The following is a 20,204-nucleotide window of genomic DNA, read 5'->3' as shown; positions in this document are numbered from 1 at the left end:
CATTAACGGAGAGTAACGATGGCCGGCGCAAAAGAGATACGTAATAAAATCGGTAGTGTTAAAAGCACACAGAAGATTACGAAAGCAATGGAAATGGTAGCAGCTTCGAAAATGCGTCGTTCTCAAGACGCAATGGAAGCTACTCGTCCATATGCAGAAACAATGCGTAAAGTGATCGGTCATTTGGCTAATGGTAGCCTCGAGTATAAGCATCCTTATCTTGAGGAACGTGAAGCCAAACGTGTTGGTTACATCATCGTTTCTACAGACCGTGGTCTTTGTGGTGGTTTGAACATTAACTTGTTCAAAAAAGCTATGAACGACATGAAAGATTGGTCTGAGAAAGGTGCTGATGTAGAGCTTGCAATTGTAGGTTCTAAAGCAACAGCATTTTTCAATAACAGCGGCGCGAAAGTAGCAGCTCAAGTTTCTGGTCTGGGCGATCGTCCAAGCCTTGAAGACTTGATTGGCTCTGTAAGCGTTATGCTGAAGAAATATGATGAAGGTGAATTGGATCGCCTGTTCGTAGTGTTTAACAGATTTGAAAACACTATGGTTCAAGAACCAACGATCGATCAATTACTTCCTTTGCCTAAATCAGACAGCGAAGAAATGAAACGCAGTCATTCTTGGGACTACATTTATGAGCCCGAGCCAAAACCACTACTAGATGCACTATTAGTTCGATACGTCGAATCTCAAGTGTATCAAGGTGTGGTCGAGAATCTTGCTTGTGAGCAAGCAGCTCGAATGATTGCAATGAAATCAGCAACAGATAACGCTGGTGACATTATTGATGACTTAGAACTTGTGTATAACAAAGCCCGTCAATCGGCGATTACACAAGAACTTTCTGAGATAGTTTCAGGCGCAGCTGCGGTTTAAGCTTAGGTAAAACTAAATAGTTAGAGGATTAACGATGGCTACAGGTAAGATCGTACAGATCATTGGTGCGGTAGTCGACGTAGAGTTCCCACAGGGCGAAGTACCTCGTGTATACGATGCTCTGAATGTTAATGAAGTGACAGAACGTCTAGTTCTTGAAGTTCAGCAACAACTTGGCGGTGGCGTAGTACGCGCAATCGTAATGGGTAGCTCTGATGGTTTACGTCGTGGTTTGACAGTTGAAAATACTGGCGCTCCAATCTCGGTACCAGTAGGTACTAAGACACTTGGTCGTATCATGAACGTCCTAGGTGACGCAATTGATGAGTGTGGTGAAATCGGTGCTGAAGAGCATTACGCAATTCACCGCGAAGCTCCAAGCTACGAAGAGCAGTCTAACGAGACTTCTCTTCTAGAAACTGGTGTTAAAGTAATCGACTTGATTTGTCCATTCGCTAAGGGTGGTAAAATAGGTCTATTCGGTGGTGCTGGTGTAGGTAAGACCGTTAACATGATGGAACTTATCAACAACATCGCACTTCAACACTCAGGCCTATCTGTATTTGCAGGTGTAGGTGAGCGTACTCGTGAAGGTAACGATTTCTACTTTGAGATGCAGGAAGCAGGTGTTGTAAACATCGAAAACCCTGAAGAATCAAAAGTAGCGATGGTTTACGGTCAGATGAACGAGCCACCAGGTAACCGTCTACGTGTTGCACTGACTGGTCTAACAATGGCAGAACGCTTCCGTGACGAAGGTCGTGACGTTCTACTGTTCGTTGATAACATCTACCGTTACACACTAGCAGGTACTGAAGTATCAGCACTTCTAGGTCGTATGCCTTCTGCGGTAGGTTACCAACCTACGCTAGCTGAAGAAATGGGTGTTCTACAAGAGCGTATCACGTCAACTAAAGCTGGTTCTATCACGTCTGTACAGGCGGTATATGTACCTGCGGATGACTTGACTGACCCGTCTCCAGCAACAACGTTCGCTCACTTAGATGCAACGGTAGTACTTAACCGTAATATCGCATCTATGGGTCTATACCCAGCGATCGACCCGCTAGATTCTACTTCACGTCAACTGGATCCATTGGTAGTTGGACAAGAGCACTACGACATCGCTCGTGGCGTTCAGTCTACTCTTCAGCGCTATAAAGAGCTGAAAGATATCATTGCTATCCTAGGTATGGATGAGCTATCTGAAGAAGATAAGCAAGTTGTATCTCGTGCTCGTAAGATTGAGAAGTTCCTAACTCAGCCTTACCACGTAGCGGAAGTATTTACAGGTGACCCAGGCGTTTACGTACCTCTTAAAGAGACTCTACGTGGCTTCCAAGGTCTTCTATCTGGTGAATACGATGACATTCCAGAGCAAGCGTTCATGTACTGTGGTGCAATTGACGAAGCTATTGAGAATGCTAAGAAGCTATAAGGCTAACTAGGAGGCGATATGGCAGCAATAACCTTTCACCTAGACGTTGTAAGTGCAGAGAAACAAATTTTCTCAGGCCTTGTTGAGACGTTTCAGGTGACCGGTAGTGAGGGTGAGCTTGGTATTTTCCATGGTCACACTCCACTGCTGACCGCTATCAAGCCTGGTATGGTGCGTATTGTTAAGCAGCACGGCCACGAAGAAATTATTTATGTTTCTGGTGGTATGGTAGAAGTTCAACCTGGTACAGCGACTGTACTGGCTGATACGGCTATCCGTGGTGAAGAACTAGACGCAGCAAAGGCGGAAGAAGCTAAACGCAAGGCTGTGGAGAATATCCAAAATCAGCATGGCGACATAGACTTCGCACAAGCGGCCGGTGAACTGGCTAAAGCCATTGCTCAGTTACGAGTTATCGAACTGACAAAACAGCGTCGTTAATCTTTTATAAGATTACTGACTCTGAGATAAAGGCGACCTAAGGGTCGCCTTTTTGCATTTTTAGGTTATCCCGCCCTGAAATGTGTTTACACATTGAGGACTAATGATGACCCTTTTACGTATCAGTACTGGTTAAATAGCTATTACAATTTAATTTGTTAACTAAAAACGGTTACAATATCGGCTTAATAAAAATAATGTTGGATAGGTTTACAATGAAGTTTAGTGCGGTAATTCTCGCAGCGGGCAAAGGCACTCGCATGTATTCAAACACACCAAAGGTTCTGCACACGCTTGCAGGTAAGCCAATGGTGAAGCATGTTATCGATACATGTAATGGTCTTGGTGCTCAAAACATCAACTTGGTTTACGGTCACGGTGGTGATCAGATGAAGGCTACTTTAGCTGAAGAATCGGTAAACTGGGCACTGCAAGCTGAGCAGTTGGGTACTGGCCACGCTGTGGATCAGGCATCTGCACATTTCGCTGATGATGAAAAAGTACTAGTGCTATACGGTGATGTTCCATTGATTTCACCTCAAACCATTGAAAACCTATTAGACGCTCAACCAAATGGTGGCATCGCGCTACTTACGGTCGTGTTAGACAACCCAATGGGCTACGGTCGCATTATTCGTCGTAATGGTCCTGTTGTCGCTATCGTTGAACAAAAAGACGCAACGGATGAGCAGAAGCTTATCAAAGAGATCAACACTGGCGTTATGGTGGCGACTGGTGGCGATCTGAAGCGTTGGTTGTCTGGCTTAAGCAACGATAACGCACAAGGTGAATACTACCTGACTGACGTTATTGCAGCGGCTCACGATGAAGGTCGTGCTGTAGAAGCTGTACACCCAGTAAGCCCAATTGAAGTTGAAGGCGTGAACGACCGCTCTCAACTGGCTCGTTTAGAGCGCGCTTACCAAGCAGAGCAAGCCGACAAACTATTGAAGCAAGGCGTTATGCTACGCGACCCAAGCCGCTTTGATCTACGCGGTGAATTGCAGTGCGGTATGGATGTTGAGATTGATACTAACGTTATCATTGAAGGTAGCGTAAGCATTGGCGACAACGTGGTTATCGGCACCGGTTGTGTATTGAAAGACTGTGAGATCGATGACAACACCATCGTGCGTCCATACAGTGTAATTGAAGGTGCAACGGTCGGTGAAGACTGTACAGTTGGTCCTTTCACTCGTCTACGTCCTGGTGCTGACATGCGTAATAACTCGCACGTTGGTAACTTTGTCGAAATGAAGAATACTCGCCTTGGTGAAGGCTCTAAAGCGAATCACCTTACTTACCTAGGTGATGCTGAGATCGGTCAACGTGTAAATGTGGGTGCGGGTGCGATTACTTGTAACTACGACGGTGCGAACAAATTTAAGACCATCATTGGCGATGACGTATTCGTTGGCTCAGATAGTCAATTAATTGCTCCAGTTACTATTGGTAATGGCGCTACCGTTGGTGCTGGCTCTACAGTAACTCGTGATGTTTCTGAAAATGAGTTAGTTATCAGCCGTGCTAAAGAACGTAAGATTGCTGATTGGAAACGTCCAACTAAGAAGTAAGTACTAATGTCCAAAAGATATTCTGATACAAGCCAGTCGCAATGCTACTGGCTGCTTTCTAAATAACTTTAGATATAAAAAAAGAGCGAGATTACTCGCTCTTTTTTGTTTTCGTTAAACGAGAAACTAGTCTTGTTTATCGTCAGCAACTACTCGAGAGTTATCCGGTGTTGCGAAGTGTTCAGAAAGCTCTTTATTCGAAACAATATAGCCAACCCACAGTGCACCTAAACAAATTACTACCGCGATACCTGTTGCGCTTAGTGCTTGGCTTGCCATTGCTGCAACCAATGCACTTGCTAGGCCACTAATACTGATTTGCAGGCTGTTTTGTAAGCCAGCCGCTGTCGCAGGGCTCTGTTTCGCGCTTGATAGAGCACGGTTTACTACGATTGGGTAAAGTGCGCCATTCGCTACGGCAATTAGACAGAAAGGTGCCAGTAGAGGCCAGATTGAAGTCAGTTCCCATTGTGATGCAATGAAAATTAGTAATGCGGCAACACTAAACAAACCAATAAGATTTCTTAGTACGACACCATCGCCATACTTCTTCACAGCCTGTTTACCGAAGTAACCACCCGCCATAAATGCAATGGTTTGTGGGATAAAGCTCAAGCCGATATCTTTTGCTTCATAACCCAGTTGGGCCATGATCTCTGGCATACCGGTTAGGTAAGCGAAGAACGCTGCTGACGCTGAAGCAAACATCAACACATTACCCATGTAAGGCTTTGAATGAAGCAGTGCTTTGATATCGGTTTTGATCGACGTTTGTTTTACTTCTGGCGCTTCTTTTGGTTGAGCCATGGTCGTTGCGATCAACAATGCGCCCATTAGCGTCAGTGTGATAAAGATACTGTGCCAACCAAAGCTGTCTGCTAGCAACACACCCAGTTGCGGTGCTAATGCTGGAGATAGTGCTACTAGAGGCATGATAGTCGCAAAAATTTGCTGGCTGCTGCTTTGAGAGTAACGCTTAATAACCATTGCTTGCCAGATTACCGCAGGCGCACACACACCGATCGCTTGAATGAAGCGCAGCGTTAGTAGGTGCCATACTTCGGTACTGAATGCTAAGCCGAATGAAGCTGCAGTAAAGATAACAAGACCAACCGCTAGCGTATTACGGTGACCATACTTGTCACTCGCCAGACCCCAAAGAAGCTGACCCATTGCCATACCACCAAGGAATACGGTTAGAGACAGAGCAATCTGCTCTGGACCAGTTGCAAAATCGACTTCCATTGCCTTAAATGCAGGAAGGTACATATCGGTCGCAATAAAGCCAAGCATGGAAAGAACTGCAAGGTAGACCAATTGAAATTTAGAGATATTCATAAGATGCCATTAAGCTAAAGGTAGTGATGTTTTTATCATCAAAAAAATTGTTAGATACTCAGGAGTAAGAACCCCTGTTTATTTATGCTGACATTCTATTTTTCAGAGCTGATAAAATAAAACGCTAAAATATGTAGTTATCAATCAAAAAATTTGAAGGCTTATGTTCTCTAAATCCTCGTTAGAAATGCTTGATACCGTTGCTCGCTTGGGCAGCTTCACTGCGGCTGCAGAGCAATTGCACAAAGTGCCATCGGCGATCAGCTATGGGGTTAGGCAGGTAGAGCAAGAGCTTGATGTTCTACTTTTCAGACGCTTACCAAGAAAAGTAGAGCTGACGCCTGCTGGGGAGTTGTTTATTGAAGAGGCTCGTCAACTGCTGAGACAGATGGAAGAACTCAGTGCACAAACTCGCCGAGCTGCGCGTGGTTGGAAGAAAACCTTACGTCTAACCCTTGATAACGTGGTTAAGCTCGACAAGATGAAGCCTATGATTGAAGAGTTTTATCAAACCTTTGAGTTCGCTGAGCTGCAGATCAACATGGAAGTGTTTAATGGTTCTTGGGAAGCCATTGCACAGGGTAGGGCCGATGTCGTCATTGGCGCCACTTCGGCGATTCCGGTTGGCGGTGACTTTGAAGTTAAGGATATGGGGCGGTTAGATTGGGCATTTGTAATGTCACCCAGTCATCCGTGTGTGCGAGAGCAAAACCTTAATGAAGCCTTTGTTAGCCAGTATCCTGCGATCTGCTTGGATGATACCTCTAGCGTACTGCCAAAGCGTCACACTGGCCATTATGCGAGTCAGAGACGTCTTCTATTACCTAATTGGTACAGTGCGATAGAGTGCCTCAAGAATGGTGTTGGGGTGGGTTACATGCCAAGGCATATTGCCGCGCCTATTATCGAACAAGGCTTGCTGGTGGAAAAAATATTACCAGAGCCTAGCCCACAGAGTCACTGTTGTTTGGTGTGGCGAAAAGACGATAACCATAAATTGATCGAATGGATGGTTAAATATCTAGGATCAAGTGAACAGCTTCACCAAGATTGGTTAGATCATCGTAAAGCACTTTAATGATCTATTTGAAATAAGATCGTGTGAGGTTTATCGGAAACGCTCAAATAAAAAGAGCGAGTTAATACTCGCTCTTTTTGGTTCGATAGCTTAACTCTTAAGACAAGAAGAACTTGTAGGAAGGGTTGTCTGTTTCATCTTTGCACTGGTAGCCAAGTTCTTCTAAGTGTGTAGAGAACTGAGCTAAATCGTCATCACCGAGCTCGAAGCCACACAGCACACGACCGTAGTCGGCACCGTGGTTACGATAGTTGAACAGGCTGATATTCCAGTGAGTACCTAAGGTATCAAGGAATTTAATCAATGCACCTGGGTATTCTGGGAACTCAAAGCTGTATAGGCGTTCTTTCAGAGGTTTCGATGGTTTACCGCCAATCATGTAGCGAATGTGCAGTTTTGCCATCTCATCATCTGAGAGATCGACAACCGGGTAGCCGCCTTCACGTAGGTCATTGATGATGTGCTCGAGCTCTTCTTGTCCACCTTGTAGACGTACACCAACGAAGATATTCGCCAGGCTTTCGTCGTTGTGGCGGTAGTTAAACTCAGTCACCGCTCGACCACCAATAATGTTACAGAACTCTAGGAACGCACCTTGTCGCTCTGGAATCGTCACTGCAAGTAGACCTTCTCGCTTCTCACCCAATTCACAACGTTCAGAGACATAACGCAGACCGTGGAAGTTGGTGTTCGCACCAGACAGTACCGTTGCTAGTTGCTTATTTTGCAGTTGGTTTTGTTCTGCAAACTTCTTCAAGCCAGCCAGAGCAAGCGCTCCTGAAGGCTCTGCAATTGCACGGGTATCTTCAAAGATGTCCTTTACCGCAGAGCAAATTTCATCGCTGGAGACGGTAATATGACCATCAATGTACTGTTGGCAAAGACGGAAGGTTTCTTCACCAATGCGTTTAACCGCAACACCATCAGCAAACATGCTGACCTGATCCAGTACCACTGGTTCACCCGCATCCAGTGCTGCTTTCAAGCAAGCCGAGTCTTCAGGCTCTACCGCAATCACTTTAATCTCTGGCATCAGCTGTTTGATTAGCACTGCAACACCAGCGGCTAAGCCACCACCACCAACCGGTACAAAGATATAATCCATGTGACCGTTTTGCTGCAGCATCTCCATGCCCATCGTACCTTGCCCTGCAATCACGAGTGGGTGATCAAAAGGAGGAACAAAGGTGAAGCCATGTTCAGCTGATAGGCGTTCCGCTTCCGCTTTTGCTTCATCGAAATTACTGCCGTGCAGAACCACTTTGCCGCCAAACCCGCGTACCGCATCTACTTTGATATCCGGCGTCGTTTTAGGCATCACGATCGTGGTTTGAATACCCAGCTTAGAGCCAGATAACGCCATTCCTTGTGCGTGATTCCCTGCGGATGCTGCGATAACACCGGCTGCTTTCTGTTGTTCAGAAAGGCTTGAAACCATGTTGTAAGCACCGCGCAGCTTAAACGAGTGTACCGGCTGACGGTCTTCTCGTTTTAGCTGAACCTGATTACCGATACGAGCGCTTAAGCGTGGCATATCTTGCAGAGGTGTCACGATTGCCGCTTCGTAAACCGGCGCTCTCAGGATCTGGCGCAGATAATCTGCGCCACTTTGTTTTTTGGGGCTGGAGGTGTCATCACTCATAGTTAGCCCTCAAGCTTAGACTTATCACGCACAGCGCCTTTGTCGGCGCTGGTCGCCATACTTGCGTAAGCTTTCAGTGCGAAAGACACTTCACGTTGACGGTTTTCTGGTTTCCAGCCTAGAGCATCTTGCTTAACACGACGCGCTTCTAGTTCTGCTTCTGGAACATCAAGCGTGATTGAGCGGCTAGGGATATCGATAGTGATGATATCGCCTGTGTTCACTAGACCAATTACACCACCGCTTGCTGCTTCTGGAGAAGCGTGACCGATAGACAGACCTGATGTACCACCAGAGAAACGACCATCGGTTAGAAGAGCACAAGACTTGCCTAGACCCATCGATTTTAGGTAAGTCGTTGGGTAGAGCATTTCTTGCATACCCGGGCCGCCTTTAGGACCTTCGTAACGAATGACAACCACTTCGCCTGCTTTTACTTTACCCGCTAAGATGCCTTCTACTGCCGTATCTTGGCTTTCGAATACGATTGCAGGACCTTGGAATTTAAGGTTTTCTTCATCAACACCCGCAGTCTTAACGATACAACCATCAACCGCGATGTTACCTGAAAGTACCGCTAGGCCACCTTCTTGGCTGAATGCGTTTTCTTTGGTACGAATACAACCTTCTTTGCGGTCGTCATCTAGACGATCCCAACGGCAATCTTGTGAGAAGGCTTTGGTGGTACGGATGCCTGCAGGACCTGCACGGAAGAACTTAAGCACGGCTTCGTCTTCTGTTTGCATGATGTCGTATTGAGCGAGCTGCTCTTGCATGCTTAAGCCAAGTACGGTGCGAGTTTGATTATTCAGTAGACCAGCACGATCAAGCTCACCTAGGATGGCCATTACGCCACCAGCACGGTGAACGTCTTCCATGTGGTATTTAGGTGTTGAAGGTGCCACTTTACATAGGTGTGGAACACGGCGAGACATCGCATCGATATCATCCATATCGAAATCAATGTCGCCTTCTTGAGCGGCCGCTAAAAGGTGAAGTACTGTGTTACTTGAGCCGCCCATTGCGATATCAAGCGCCATCGCATTATCAAAGGCTGCGCGATTTGCGATGTTGCGTGGCAGTGCTGATTCGTCGTCTTGCTCGTAGTAGCGCTTGGTTAGATCAACGATGCGCTTACCGGCATTGATGAACAGTTCTTCACGGTCTGCGTGCGTCGCTAGCATAGAACCGTTACCAGGCTGAGATAGGCCAAGTGCTTCTGTTAGACAGTTCATGGAGTTAGCTGTGAACATACCTGAACATGAACCACATGTTGGACATGCAGAACGTTCTACTTGCTCACTTTGCTCATCTGAAATCGTTGGATCGGCACCTTGGATCATTGCATCAACAAGGTCGAGCTTGATGATTTGATCTGAAAGCTTGGTTTTACCTGCTTCCATTGGGCCGCCTGATACAAAGATCACTGGGATGTTAAGGCGCATTGCAGCCATCATCATTCCCGGAGTGATTTTGTCACAGTTAGAGATACACACCATTGCGTCCGCACAGTGTGCATTGACCATGTATTCTACTGAGTCTGCAATAAGCTCACGTGATGGCAGTGAGTACAGCATGCCGCCGTGGCCCATTGCGATACCATCATCGACTGCGATGGTGTTGAATTCTTTAGCGATACCGCCCGCTTTCTCTATTTCACCCGCAACCAGCTGACCCATATCTTTAAGGTGAACGTGGCCTGGAACAAATTGAGTGAAAGAGTTTACAACCGCGATGATCGGCTTACCGAAGTCATCGTCTTTTACGCCAGTTGCACGCCATAAAGCGCGCGCACCAGCCATGTTGCGTCCGTGGGTTGTCGTTGCTGAACGATAGATTGGCATTGTTTAAATCCTTATAAAATATTTGGCTGTTGCTTACTTATTTGTTTGTGTTTGGCTTGCTGACGCATGGTCTGCTGGATAAACGTAGTCTAACCAGCCCCACTTATCTTCAGTGGTTCCATTGAATAAACCAAAGTAAGCTGCTTGAACTTTTTCAGTGATAGGACCGCGTTTGCCTTCACCTACTGTAATTTTGTCTACACTGCGAACCGGAACGATCTCTGCAGCTGTGCCTGTCATGAATACTTCATCGGCAAGGTATAGCGCTTCACGAGCAATGTTCTCTTCACGGATTTCGTAACCCATGTCTTTTGCTAGTGTCATGATTGAATCACGGGTGATGCCCGGTAGAATCGCGCTGGTTGCTGGTGGCGTTGATAACACACCGTTACGAATCACAAAGATGTTCTCGCCAGCACCTTCTGAAAGGTAACCATCGACGCTCAGTGCGATACCTTCATCGTAACCATGACGACGAGCTTCACCACCAACCAGTAATGAAGATAGGTAGTTACCACCAGCTTTCGCAGCGGTAGGGATAGTATTTGGAGCGGCACGATTCCAGCTTGAAATCATCGCATCTACACCATTCTCTAGCGCTTCTTCACCTAGGTAAGAACCCCAAGGGAACGCAGCGATGATCAGATCCATCTCAGTATTTTCTGGCGGACACACACCCAAACCAACATTACCTACAAAGCCCAGTGGACGTATGTACGCAGACTGTAGCTTATTTTGGCGTAGCGTTTCGCGAGTCGCTTCCATAATTTCTTCCTCAGTAAAAGGAATAGGAAAGCGGTAGATTTTTGCTGAGTCTTTTAGGCGTCTTGCATGCTCTGGGTGACGGAAGATTACCGGCCCTTTTGGCGTGTTGTAACAACGAACGCCTTCAAACACAGAAGTACCGTAGTGCATTGCGTGAGTCAGGACGTGAACGTTCGCCTCTGCCCAAGGAACCATTTCACCGTTAAACCAAATATAGTCTGCTGTTTTAGCTGTCATGTTTGCGGTTCCTTATGCGTTTATCTTTTGCTGTAAGTTGTTATTTGGCAATTCATTACGACTGATAGAGATAACGTCAACGGAACGTACATCCCACAGCTTTTCGATTTGGTTTACCAAAAAAGAGATTGGACGGTCACTGTCGACAATGATCTCTACACTCGCCACTTTGCTTTCGTGGTTTTGAGTGCCCGCGACTTGCTTAACAATGAAGCCACGGTGACGAATAACACGAAGAACACGCTCTAGTAGTACTGGCTTATCATCGGCTTTGATGTCTAATAGGTATCTTTTCATGTTATGTGTTCTCCAACATCTCACTGTTTGAAGCACCTGGCGGTACTAGTGGCCATACGTTTTCTTCTTCATCGATAAGAACATGAAGTAGGTAAGCGGTTTTGCTTTCTAGCATCTCTTTCAATGCTGGCTCTACTTCTTCTTTACGCGTGATGGTTTTGCCCGGGATATCAAATGCTTTCGCGAGCATGACGAAATCAGGGTTGTCATCCAAGATGGTTTCACTGTGTCGGCCATCAAAGAACAGAGATTGCCATTGGCGAACCATGCCCAAGCGAGAGTTATTCAGAAGCACCATCTTCACTGGGATCTGACGACGCTTTAGCGTGCCAAGCTCTTGTATGTTCATCATGAATGAACCATCACCAGAGATAAGAATCGATTGGTCATCAGGACGGCCAACCGATGCACCCATAGCAGCTGGTAAACCAAAGCCCATAGTGCCTAAACCGGCTGAGGTGATGAAGTTTTGTGGATCGCGAGGCTGAATGTGCTGAGCGGCCCACATCTGATGTTGGCCAACATCCGTCGAAATGATAGAGCTTGCTGGCATCATGTCTGATAGCTGCTTTAGTAGTAGTGGAGCAAAGATCAGATCACCAGGGTGGTCGTAGCGCCACTTGAATGAGCTACGAAGGCCTTCTGAGTGGTGAACCCAAGATGAGATGTCTTGGCTCAGTTCTAGTTGAGGCAGGATCTTGTTGATGTCACCACGAATTGGCGCATCAGCAAGGCGCAGTTTACTGAACTCTGCCGCATCGATATCGATATGGATAACTTTTGCGTGAGGAGCAAAAGTATCAAGCTTGCCTGTTACTCGGTCATCAAAACGAGCGCCAACAACAATCAACAGGTCACTTTCTTGAACCACTAGGTTAGCGGCTTTAGTGCCGTGCATACCAAGCATGCCAAGGTAGTGCGGGTCGTCACGCTCGATAGTGCCTAAGCCTTTCAGTGTGCTTACGGCCGGCATTGGGTTAAGGCGTAAAAACTCGCGAACTGCATCGGTTGCTTTCGCCAGTTGAACGCCACCACCTACGTATAAAACAGGGCGAGTCGCTTGAGACAAGAAGTACTGAGCTTGTTCAATAGCATCCGTTGTCACAACAGGAATAGCTGGTGGTGTAAATTCAGGAAGAATTTTTACAGGGGATTCGGCTAGTTGAACATCTTTAGCGATATCGACAATAACCGGACCGGGACGCCCTGCTTTTGCAACGATAAATGCTTCAGCTAATGTTGGTGCAAGATCTTCAATATCGGTAACGAGGTAGCTGTGTTTAGTACATGACAGAGACATACCAATCACATCCATTTCTTGGAATGCATCGGTACCGATGTGGGAGCTAGCAACTTGACCTGTGATAGCGACGAGTGGGATGGAGTCCATAAAAGCATCAGCAAGACCAGTTACTAGGTTAGTCGCGCCTGGGCCTGAGGTTGCCATACAAACAGCCACGTCTTGTGTTGCACGCGCCATACCAATGGCAGCCATTGCAGCACCTTGTTCATGGCGACAAAGGATGTGTTCAACACCGCCGTCATAAAGTGCATCGTAGATTGGCATGATGGCACCACCTGGGTAACCAAATACGGTCTCAATGCCTTGTTGCTTGAGTGCGGATACGACTAGTTCTGCGCCTTTCATCGTAATCCCTCCGTATTACCTTTATTTTGGTCATTGTTTCCGTTGTCTTTGCACATCTTGTGCTCCCATTCTTCCTGTAAATCGGCAAGGCCGAAAATAATAAAAATTATAAAAATCGAATCGCTAAATTAGAAAAAACCCCCGGACTTTTCAGTGCGGGGGTTTTTTCTAATTCGTGGTTACTTTCTTCCCACTCGCCCCCGCGCAGTCTTAATAATGACTACGATAATCAGGTTAATCAGTGCGTAAATGCGAGCGTTAAAAATCATAATATTCGAGGTTTCTCGTTTATTGTCTTCAGTAAAAGTCTACATCTCTAGTGTTATCACACAAATCTGCAGTATGACAAGGAAAATGTCATTCTTTTTTCACATTAAAACACCATTCCACCAAGCTATATAACAACCTTATCGCTTTGGTGAGCAACGAATACCCAGAGCGAATACTTTTAAATCAAAGACAAAGGAAAGTTATGGGACTCGCGATAATTCACAGTCGGGCTAGTGTGGGAGTAGAGGCACCAGAAGTGACTGTTGAAGTGCATATAAGCAACGGTATGCCTGGGTTTACATTGGTGGGGCTACCTGAAACGACGGTCAAGGAATCTAAAGATCGAGTCAGGAGTGCCATCATCAATTCTCGCTTTGAATTTCCATCGAAAAGGATCACGGTCAACCTCGCGCCTGCTGATTTACCCAAGGAGGGAGGACGCTTCGATCTGCCAATCGCGCTTGGGATTTTGGTGGCGTCAGATCAACTTCCGACATCAAAAATAGCTCAACATGAATTTATCGGTGAGTTGGCATTGTCAGGAGAATTGCGCTCGGTAAAGGGCGTTCTGCCTGCGACTTTAGCCGCCGATAGTGTCGAACGATACTTAGTGGTTCCACACCACAATGGTGATCAGGCGGCCTTAGTCGGCAAGGGGGCCCATAAATCAGCGCAAACCTTGCTAGAGGTTTGTGCAGATATGTGTGGCCAGGCTCAGCTTGGTCTATATCGAACCGAACATCATCATGTCGATGTGTCTGATAATCGTGACTTACAAGATATTATTGGCCAGCAGCAAGGTAAGCGAGCACTGGAGATCGCCGCAGCAGGCAACCATAACCTACTTTTTCTCGGCCCGCCTGGAACTGGGAAAACCATGTTGGCTTCTCGATTGCGCGATTTGTTGCCTGAAATGAGTGACGACGAGGCGATGGAAACCGCTTCGGTAGCCTCTTTAACGCAACAAGAGATCAATCAATACAACTGGAAACAACGACCTTTCCGTTCCCCACACCATTCGAGTTCGATGGCAGCATTGGTCGGTGGTGGCTCGATACCTCGCCCCGGTGAGATATCTTTGGCGCATAATGGCTTATTGTTTCTTGATGAGATGCCAGAGTTTGAGCGTAAGGTACTTGATTCACTGCGAGAGCCGCTAGAGTCGGGTGAAATCATTATCTCCCGTGTCGCGGGTAAGACGCGTTTTCCGGCGCGCTTTCAATTAGTCGGTGCGCTTAACCCAAGCCCAACAGGATATTACGAGGGCAATCAAGCTCGAGCGAACCCGCAAATTATCCTGCGTTACCTCAACCGCTTATCTGGGCCATTGTTGGATAGATTCGATATGTCATTAGAGATCCCACTACTCCCAAAAGGTATGCTAGCCGAAGGAGGCGATCGTGGAGAAACCACTCAAGTCGTGAAGCAACGAGTTAAACAAGCGCGTCAGTTGATGTTATCTCGAAACCATAAGTCGAACGCACTGTTAGGTAGTCGAGAAATTGAAAAGTATTGCCCATTGCGACGTGAAGATGCGGAGTTTCTCGAGACCGCACTGCATCGATTGGGTTTATCGATCCGTGCCTATCATCGCATTATTAAGGTAGCGCGAACCATTGCAGACCTTGACGGTAATGAGCAGATTGAAAAGAAGCACTTATCAGAGGCACTTGGCTACCGAGCGATGGATCGACTGTTGAAACAACTCACGGCTCAAGCGGTGTAGTCATGCCAATCGTAGTAAATAACGGGTCACTTATTTACTGTGATTGGTATACAAACAAGAAAGCCTGCTTTTTACGCAGGCTTTCGTTGTTATGAACTAATGGCTATGAGCAAGCAGTGATGCCTAACTAGAACTTGTAGTTTAGGCCGACTGAGACGATGTATTGCGATTCATCGTAGAAGGTTATATTCGAGTCGCTGGTGCCATAACCCGCAAGAGAAACAAACGACCAGTTTTCCCAATCCATAAATCGGTCATATTCATACGCGGCAAACAGGTTGATGTTGTCATCACTGCGTTTTTTGTCGTAGATCGGGTTGCTGGCATCGTAAGAACGTTGGTTGTAGCCCGCCGTTAGTGCGTATTGATGGCGACCCATGCCACCAAATAAGCTGACTTCACCACCAAATTGGTCGTAAGACTCAGCGTTACCGTCGGCATCTCTTGTTTGATAAATGATCGATGGGATAAGCATCATGGTGCGACTCAATGGAACGCGGTATTGGCCTTTCAGGTAGAAAGTTTCGGCATCACGCTGTAGAACTTCTTCAACTCGATCATCTTTCACCTCTTTAGTCGCATAGGCCATGTCTAGCGAGAATGCAGAACCTGCGATGCTACTTAATTTCAAACGAAAGGCATTGCCGGTTTCATCGGTTTTGCTTCGAGCAACGCCTTCTGCGTATGGATTCGCCCAAGTTTCACCTGACATAATGGTTGGCAGGAGTGATGCGTCGATAGTCATGCCAGACTCTAGTTGGTATTTATAACCAACCTCCAGCACGACAGTACCGGTTGCCACATCATCACGAGCGGTACCAGTGTACACCTGGTGATTTAGCTTTTCACCAAAGGTGTAAGCGACACTGCCTAAAGGTGCGACAAGAAATGAGCTTTCAGATGAGGCTTTCTGTTTATTTGACGAGAGGGTGCTATCAGCATCGGTATTAAAATTTGAGGAGGAAGAGGTTACCCCGGTATTGATAGAGATTTCACCACTGAAACCTTGTTCGTCTGCAAGTTTGGCAAAGGCTGGCGAAGTAACAACGCTTAATGCGAGAAGTGTGATTTTTATTTTCATTTAAGGGCTCCTTGCCCACCGGTTCTTAGGACGGGTTATTAATACCAGTAAAGCTCTGAGTTTTATGGCTGATTATTTATCAATGATGATTTTTGAACTAGGAAAAAAAAGGAAGCCGAAGCTTCCTTTAATCATTACCTTACTTCTTTAACAAGAAGTTAACCAGCTCGAAGTACTCATCGAGAGAGTTAATACCTTGAGCGTCAATCAGGTAGCGGTTGTTTACTACAACAGCTGGAACGCCTGACAAGCCGCTGTCTTTGAATGCTTTGTCGAAGCGACGAACCATCGAATCTACTGCAAAGCCGTTGTATGCCGCATCGAATTTCTTAGCATCAACGCCTTCATCTAGGAAGATTTGACGCAGTTCTGCTTCATCGCGTGGTGGCTTGTTCATGGTGTGGATGCGGTTAAACATCACTGGCACCATTTTATCTTCAATTTTCAGTGCAATCATGGTCGCGTAAGCTTTGCTCATTGGCAGGCCCATGTTGCCACCCATGAATGAAACATGGTTCTTCTGTAGCTTAGCGTCTTTAGGTAGCTGTTGTTTTAGCTGCTGGATGATTGGCTCAAAGCTATTACAGTGTGGGCAGTAAAAAGAGAAGAACTCTGTCACCATTGGTTTTTTTGATGCTTCTAGATCGAGAACTTTGTAGTGTTCACCTTCGTTAAATTTCGCAGCGTGAGCTGAAAGGCTCAACATGATCAATGAGAAAAATGCGAATAGCTTTTTCATTTATCCAATCTCCATTATGTTTGAATTTTTATCTAGTTGTATGTTGCGATTGCTGTTACCACTGAGGCATTAACGAAAGTGGTGGCTCTTGCAGGGTAGCAATTTGCTCTTTACAAGCAAGTACTTGTTGCTCCCAATATTTCGGATCATTAAACCACGGGAAGGCCAAAGGAAACGCCGGATCGTGCCATCGTTTCGCCAACCATGCCATGTAATGCACCATACGTAGACCGCGCAGAGGTTCGATTAGTTTCAGTTGCGCGGTATTAAAATCGCAAAACTCTTGATAACTCTCTAGCAGAATATCCAGTTGCATCATTTTATCTTGGCGTTCGCCGTTAAGCAGCATCCACAGATCTTGAACAGCAGGACCATTACGCGCGTCATCAAGATCGACGAACATTGGCCCGTCGCGCCACAAGATATTGCCCGGGTGACAGTCGCCATGGAGACGAATGTTGTCAATGTTACTCGGCCACTGGCTCTCTAGTTCTTTGATCAGAAGGTCGACGTCATTGAAGAACGCGTTCTCTAGGTGCGTTGGGATAAACTGAGAGTTCTCTAGAATCTTACGTGGCTGATAAAGGTATTCATCTAAGCTGATGGTCGGGCGATGCTGAAATGTTCTTCCAGCACTGGCTTTATGAATACGACCAAGGAAGCGTCCAACGCCTTCCAATTGATCTAGATTGTCGACTTCATATTGCCTGCCACCGACGCTTTCAAACAGTGCAAATAGATAGCCTTGATATTCATGCAAGGTTGCGCCGTTGATTCGCATAGGTGGAGCAACCGGTAACTCTTGTTCGATCAGCTCTAACGCGAAGTCGTGCTCTTCTTGGATCTGTGCGGTGTTCCAACGCTGCGGACGATAAAACTTAACGACGTAGCGTTTACGGTCTTCATCGGTGAATTGATACACCCGGTTTTCGTAGCTGTTGAGAGCGAGAAGCCCGGATTCAGCACGAACTCCAATGCTCTCCAGTGCGTACCACATGAAGTCAGGAGTCAGGTTATCAAAGTTAAAGGCTTGCATCGTCATAGAATAAAAAAGGCTCATTACTGAGCCTTTTTCCATTTATTGGGGTGTTATACCAAGCACTAAGGTGGCTGGTATCAGAGCTTCTTGATAAAGCGGCTTTCGACTTCCATCGTAAACTCTTCATTATCCGAGAGTATAAACTGAATTGTCGAAACTGGTGAGCTCAGTTTTTCTGGATCGACGCCTAAGCTGATAGGAAGGTTTAAAACCTCACCTGGGTCTACGGTAATCGTTTGTTTACCGTACCAGATAGAATCTGGTAGCCCGCTGACATCAAGCTTGTACTCTTGCTCTTGCTGAGTTTTGTTGATGACTTTCAAGTTGTAAGTATTTTCGACAAGCCCTTGGCTATTGATTCTAAATAGCTGGTTTCTATCTCGTAGAACACTTAAGCCTGCAGGATCAACACTCGCTATCTGTGCGAAGAACAAACCCAGCATGACGATCAATATAGCGCCATAACCTAGCAGCTTAGGACGCATCACCTTAGTTGTGTGACCATCGAGCCTGTGCTCGGTGGTGTAGTTGATCAGGCCTTTGTCATAACCCATACGTTCCATGGTGTTGTCGCAGGCATCAATACACGCGCCACAGTTAATACACTCGTATTGTAGGCCGTCACGGATATCGATACCCGTTGGGCACACTTGAACACATAAATTACAGTCAATACAGTCGCCTAGACCAAGTTCTTTTGGATCGGCTTTACGAGAGCGAGGGCCGCGGCTTTCACCTCGTTTAGTGTCGTAACCCACGATGAAGGTATCTTTATCGAACATTGCCGATTGGAAACGCGCGTAAGGACACATGTGCAGACAAACAATAGAACGCATCCACCCGGCATTCGCATAAGTACACCCAGCAAAGAACAATACCCAAAACACCGGCCAGAAAGTCGAGTTCAAGGTAAAGAAGCCAACCACCAGCTCTTTGATTGGGATGAAATAACCGACAAAGGTTAAGCCCGTCGCAATCGCAATCGCCCACCACGCGATGTGTTTGATGGTTTTTCTGAGAATTAAATTGCTCGTCAGTTTGCCCGAGTCTTGTTTTCTTCGCTTATTGGCAGCACCTTCCAGTTTCTCTTCGAACCAGATGTACATAAAGGTCCAGACGGTTTGCGGGCATAAATAACCACACCAGACTCGCCCTAAGAAGGTGGTTATGAAGAATAAGCCAAACGCAGCAATCATAAATAGGATGGCGAGTAGGGTCAGATCTTGTGGGTATAGGGTTGTACCAAAGAAGTTGAACTGTTGGCTGCCGATATCGAGCAAGATCGCTTGTCGCTCGCCAAATGGGATCCATGGGATAAGCGCAAAAAGTAAAAGTAAGAACCAACCGCCGTAACGACGAAGTTGTTGGAATTTACCTTTGCTTTCTCGAACATAGATTCGGTTACTTGGGTTAAATCGATCTCCATTACCTTTATGTGTTTTTGGGTTAAAGGTTTTAGGAGTCACATCTTTGATGTCGATTTTATCCTGACTCATGGACTATCCTTTTTGTGGCTTGTTTGCCCGGTTAAGTCGGGCATGACGACATTACTTGAAAGTATGGTTTAGAGAACCTGTAGAAATTGAGCTTGGTGCATTTGTTGGTATCGCACTCACTCTTATTATTTTAGAAGATTCTTATGGATGGCGATTATAACGACAATCTTGTTCTCATTTCTTTAACGCTATCAACCTTTAACAACAAAAGTCATAACAGTTGTGACGAAAAAATAGCGAACAGAAACAAAAAAGCGACCGAGTGGTCGCTTTTCGAAATTGATTGTTTTATTTATACGGCCATTGAGTTCTAACCAAATAGGCAATTAAAGAAGGCCACGCGCTTTTAGAATTGCCGTTTTGAAATCATCTTCTTGGTCTTTTTTAAGACCTGGGATCATTTCATCTTTTTCGCTGTTACGCATTTTTAGATGGTAGATAAGAACATCGTCAGTCAGCTCTTCAAGCTTGCCTTGATAGCCAGCTTCGTTTGATAGCTTAATGATGAACTCTAATAGGTTAAGCTCTTGATCTTTCTGCCACTCAGGCTCCATCAGTTCAAGCAGTTCTTCAATGCGGTGACACTTCATACTTTACTTCTCCACAAATTTTATAATGATTTGTGGTTAAGGTATCAAATCGGGTAGGGAATACCAATGTGTAAAG

The 20,204-nt window shown here is 46.0% G+C and carries 17 protein-coding genes; 6 read left to right on the top strand and 11 right to left on the bottom strand.

The features are described 5' to 3' along the window. Positions 1-18: 18 nt before the first annotated feature. The 4 genes from atpG to glmU all read left to right on the top strand — a co-directional run bounded on the left by atpG (position 19) and on the right by glmU (position 4,338). Positions 19-885 carry a F0F1 ATP synthase subunit gamma gene (atpG, locus tag AC3CIA_RS15830; protein ID WP_004735739.1) on the top strand — a complete coding sequence of 289 codons (867 nt, stop codon included), beginning with the start codon at positions 19-21 and terminating at the stop codon, positions 883-885. 34 nt (positions 886-919) lie between these two features. Further along, complete coding sequence (gene atpD, locus AC3CIA_RS15825; protein WP_017077305.1) at positions 920-2,323, top strand: F0F1 ATP synthase subunit beta; 1,404 nt, start codon at positions 920-922, stop codon at positions 2,321-2,323. 18 nt (positions 2,324-2,341) lie between these two features. Next, entirely contained in the window at positions 2,342-2,764 is a 423-nt protein-coding gene (locus AC3CIA_RS15820; RefSeq protein WP_004735742.1) for a F0F1 ATP synthase subunit epsilon, read from the top strand. A 215-nt stretch (positions 2,765-2,979) separates the two neighbouring features. After that, positions 2,980-4,338: a bifunctional UDP-N-acetylglucosamine diphosphorylase/glucosamine-1-phosphate N-acetyltransferase GlmU gene (glmU, locus tag AC3CIA_RS15815; RefSeq protein ID WP_488518299.1), complete on the top strand. Its 1,359-nt coding sequence runs from the start codon at positions 2,980-2,982 to the stop codon at positions 4,336-4,338. 126 nt (positions 4,339-4,464) lie between these two features. On the opposite strand, the gene punC is transcribed toward glmU, so the two are convergent. Next, positions 4,465-5,676 (bottom strand): purine nucleoside transporter PunC, encoded by a 1,212-nt coding sequence (punC, locus tag AC3CIA_RS15810; RefSeq protein WP_017090728.1) that lies wholly within the window; start codon positions 5,674-5,676, stop codon positions 4,465-4,467. Positions 5,677-5,839: 163 nt separating this feature from the next. On the opposite strand from punC, the gene punR reads away from it, so the two are divergent. Further along, positions 5,840-6,754: a DNA-binding transcriptional activator PunR gene (gene punR / locus AC3CIA_RS15805; protein ID WP_004735746.1), complete on the top strand. Its 915-nt coding sequence runs from the start codon at positions 5,840-5,842 to the stop codon at positions 6,752-6,754. A 97-nt stretch (positions 6,755-6,851) separates the two neighbouring features. Here the strand turns inward: punR and ilvA are convergent, their stop codons facing one another. From ilvA to ilvG, 5 genes are read right to left on the bottom strand one after another with little or no spacing between them, the layout of a single operon-like run. Continuing rightward, positions 6,852-8,396: a threonine ammonia-lyase, biosynthetic gene (ilvA, locus tag AC3CIA_RS15800; RefSeq protein WP_065205706.1), complete on the bottom strand. Its 1,545-nt coding sequence runs from the start codon at positions 8,394-8,396 to the stop codon at positions 6,852-6,854. A 2-nt stretch (positions 8,397-8,398) separates the two neighbouring features. Then, positions 8,399-10,240 (bottom strand): dihydroxy-acid dehydratase, encoded by a 1,842-nt coding sequence (ilvD, locus tag AC3CIA_RS15795; RefSeq protein ID WP_054548317.1) that lies wholly within the window; start codon positions 10,238-10,240, stop codon positions 8,399-8,401. A 33-nt stretch (positions 10,241-10,273) separates the two neighbouring features. After that, positions 10,274-11,242, bottom strand: coding sequence for a branched-chain amino acid transaminase (locus tag AC3CIA_RS15790; protein ID WP_017095708.1), 969 nt, complete (start codon positions 11,240-11,242; stop codon positions 10,274-10,276). Between the two features lie 12 nt (positions 11,243-11,254). Beyond that, positions 11,255-11,539 carry an acetolactate synthase 2 small subunit gene (gene ilvM, locus AC3CIA_RS15785; protein ID WP_017077311.1) on the bottom strand — a complete coding sequence of 95 codons (285 nt, stop codon included), beginning with the start codon at positions 11,537-11,539 and terminating at the stop codon, positions 11,255-11,257. A gap of 1 nt (position 11,540) precedes the next feature. Further along, positions 11,541-13,187: an acetolactate synthase 2 catalytic subunit gene (ilvG, locus tag AC3CIA_RS15780; RefSeq protein WP_004735752.1), complete on the bottom strand. Its 1,647-nt coding sequence runs from the start codon at positions 13,185-13,187 to the stop codon at positions 11,541-11,543. A 472-nt stretch (positions 13,188-13,659) separates the two neighbouring features. On the opposite strand from ilvG, the gene AC3CIA_RS15775 reads away from it, so the two are divergent. Further along, positions 13,660-15,183: a YifB family Mg chelatase-like AAA ATPase gene (locus tag AC3CIA_RS15775; RefSeq protein ID WP_488518298.1), complete on the top strand. Its 1,524-nt coding sequence runs from the start codon at positions 13,660-13,662 to the stop codon at positions 15,181-15,183. 127 nt (positions 15,184-15,310) lie between these two features. Here the strand turns inward: AC3CIA_RS15775 and AC3CIA_RS15770 are convergent, their stop codons facing one another. From AC3CIA_RS15770 to AC3CIA_RS15750, 5 genes are all read right to left on the bottom strand, one after another. Further along, positions 15,311-16,264, bottom strand: coding sequence for a DUF2860 domain-containing protein (locus tag AC3CIA_RS15770; RefSeq protein ID WP_054548313.1), 954 nt, complete (start codon positions 16,262-16,264; stop codon positions 15,311-15,313). A 139-nt stretch (positions 16,265-16,403) separates the two neighbouring features. Beyond that, on the bottom strand, positions 16,404-17,003 hold the full coding sequence (locus tag AC3CIA_RS15765; RefSeq protein ID WP_054548312.1) for a thiol:disulfide interchange protein DsbA/DsbL: 600 nt from the start codon (positions 17,001-17,003) through the stop codon (positions 16,404-16,406). A 55-nt stretch (positions 17,004-17,058) separates the two neighbouring features. Continuing rightward, positions 17,059-18,045, bottom strand: coding sequence for a serine/threonine protein kinase (locus tag AC3CIA_RS15760; RefSeq protein WP_004735756.1), 987 nt, complete (start codon positions 18,043-18,045; stop codon positions 17,059-17,061). A 74-nt stretch (positions 18,046-18,119) separates the two neighbouring features. Continuing rightward, positions 18,120-19,538 carry a cytochrome c oxidase accessory protein CcoG gene (gene ccoG, locus AC3CIA_RS15755; RefSeq protein ID WP_065205712.1) on the bottom strand — a complete coding sequence of 473 codons (1,419 nt, stop codon included), beginning with the start codon at positions 19,536-19,538 and terminating at the stop codon, positions 18,120-18,122. Positions 19,539-19,864: 326 nt separating this feature from the next. Then, positions 19,865-20,128 (bottom strand): YihD family protein, encoded by a 264-nt coding sequence (locus tag AC3CIA_RS15750; RefSeq protein ID WP_004735759.1) that lies wholly within the window; start codon positions 20,126-20,128, stop codon positions 19,865-19,867. Between the last annotated feature and the right edge of the window lie 76 nt (positions 20,129-20,204).

The sequence above is a fragment of the Vibrio sp. QJM3NY_27 genome (genome assembly GCF_057785955.1).
Note: the sequence above shows the minus strand (reverse complement) of the source record. Positions and strands in the feature narration are given on the sequence as shown.

Coding starts and splice junctions, on each gene's coding strand:
- atpG (WP_004735739.1), top strand. CDS start 19: ATGGCCGGCGCAAAAGAGATACGTAATAAAATCGGTAGTGTTAAAAGC.
- atpD (WP_017077305.1), top strand. CDS start 920: ATGGCTACAGGTAAGATCGTACAGATCATTGGTGCGGTAGTCGACGTA.
- AC3CIA_RS15820 (WP_004735742.1), top strand. CDS start 2,342: ATGGCAGCAATAACCTTTCACCTAGACGTTGTAAGTGCAGAGAAACAA.
- glmU (WP_488518299.1), top strand. CDS start 2,980: ATGAAGTTTAGTGCGGTAATTCTCGCAGCGGGCAAAGGCACTCGCATG.
- punC (WP_017090728.1), bottom strand. CDS start 5,676: ATGAATATCTCTAAATTTCAATTGGTCTACCTTGCAGTTCTTTCCATG.
- punR (WP_004735746.1), top strand. CDS start 5,840: ATGTTCTCTAAATCCTCGTTAGAAATGCTTGATACCGTTGCTCGCTTG.
- ilvA (WP_065205706.1), bottom strand. CDS start 8,396: ATGAGTGATGACACCTCCAGCCCCAAAAAACAAAGTGGCGCAGATTAT.
- ilvD (WP_054548317.1), bottom strand. CDS start 10,240: ATGCCAATCTATCGTTCAGCAACGACAACCCACGGACGCAACATGGCT.
- AC3CIA_RS15790 (WP_017095708.1), bottom strand. CDS start 11,242: ATGACAGCTAAAACAGCAGACTATATTTGGTTTAACGGTGAAATGGTT.
- ilvM (WP_017077311.1), bottom strand. CDS start 11,539: ATGAAAAGATACCTATTAGACATCAAAGCCGATGATAAGCCAGTACTA.
- ilvG (WP_004735752.1), bottom strand. CDS start 13,187: ATGAAAGGCGCAGAACTAGTCGTATCCGCACTCAAGCAACAAGGCATT.
- AC3CIA_RS15775 (WP_488518298.1), top strand. CDS start 13,660: ATGGGACTCGCGATAATTCACAGTCGGGCTAGTGTGGGAGTAGAGGCA.
- AC3CIA_RS15770 (WP_054548313.1), bottom strand. CDS start 16,264: ATGAAAATAAAAATCACACTTCTCGCATTAAGCGTTGTTACTTCGCCA.
- AC3CIA_RS15765 (WP_054548312.1), bottom strand. CDS start 17,003: ATGAAAAAGCTATTCGCATTTTTCTCATTGATCATGTTGAGCCTTTCA.
- AC3CIA_RS15760 (WP_004735756.1), bottom strand. CDS start 18,045: ATGACGATGCAAGCCTTTAACTTTGATAACCTGACTCCTGACTTCATG.
- ccoG (WP_065205712.1), bottom strand. CDS start 19,538: ATGAGTCAGGATAAAATCGACATCAAAGATGTGACTCCTAAAACCTTT.
- AC3CIA_RS15750 (WP_004735759.1), bottom strand. CDS start 20,128: ATGAAGTGTCACCGCATTGAAGAACTGCTTGAACTGATGGAGCCTGAG.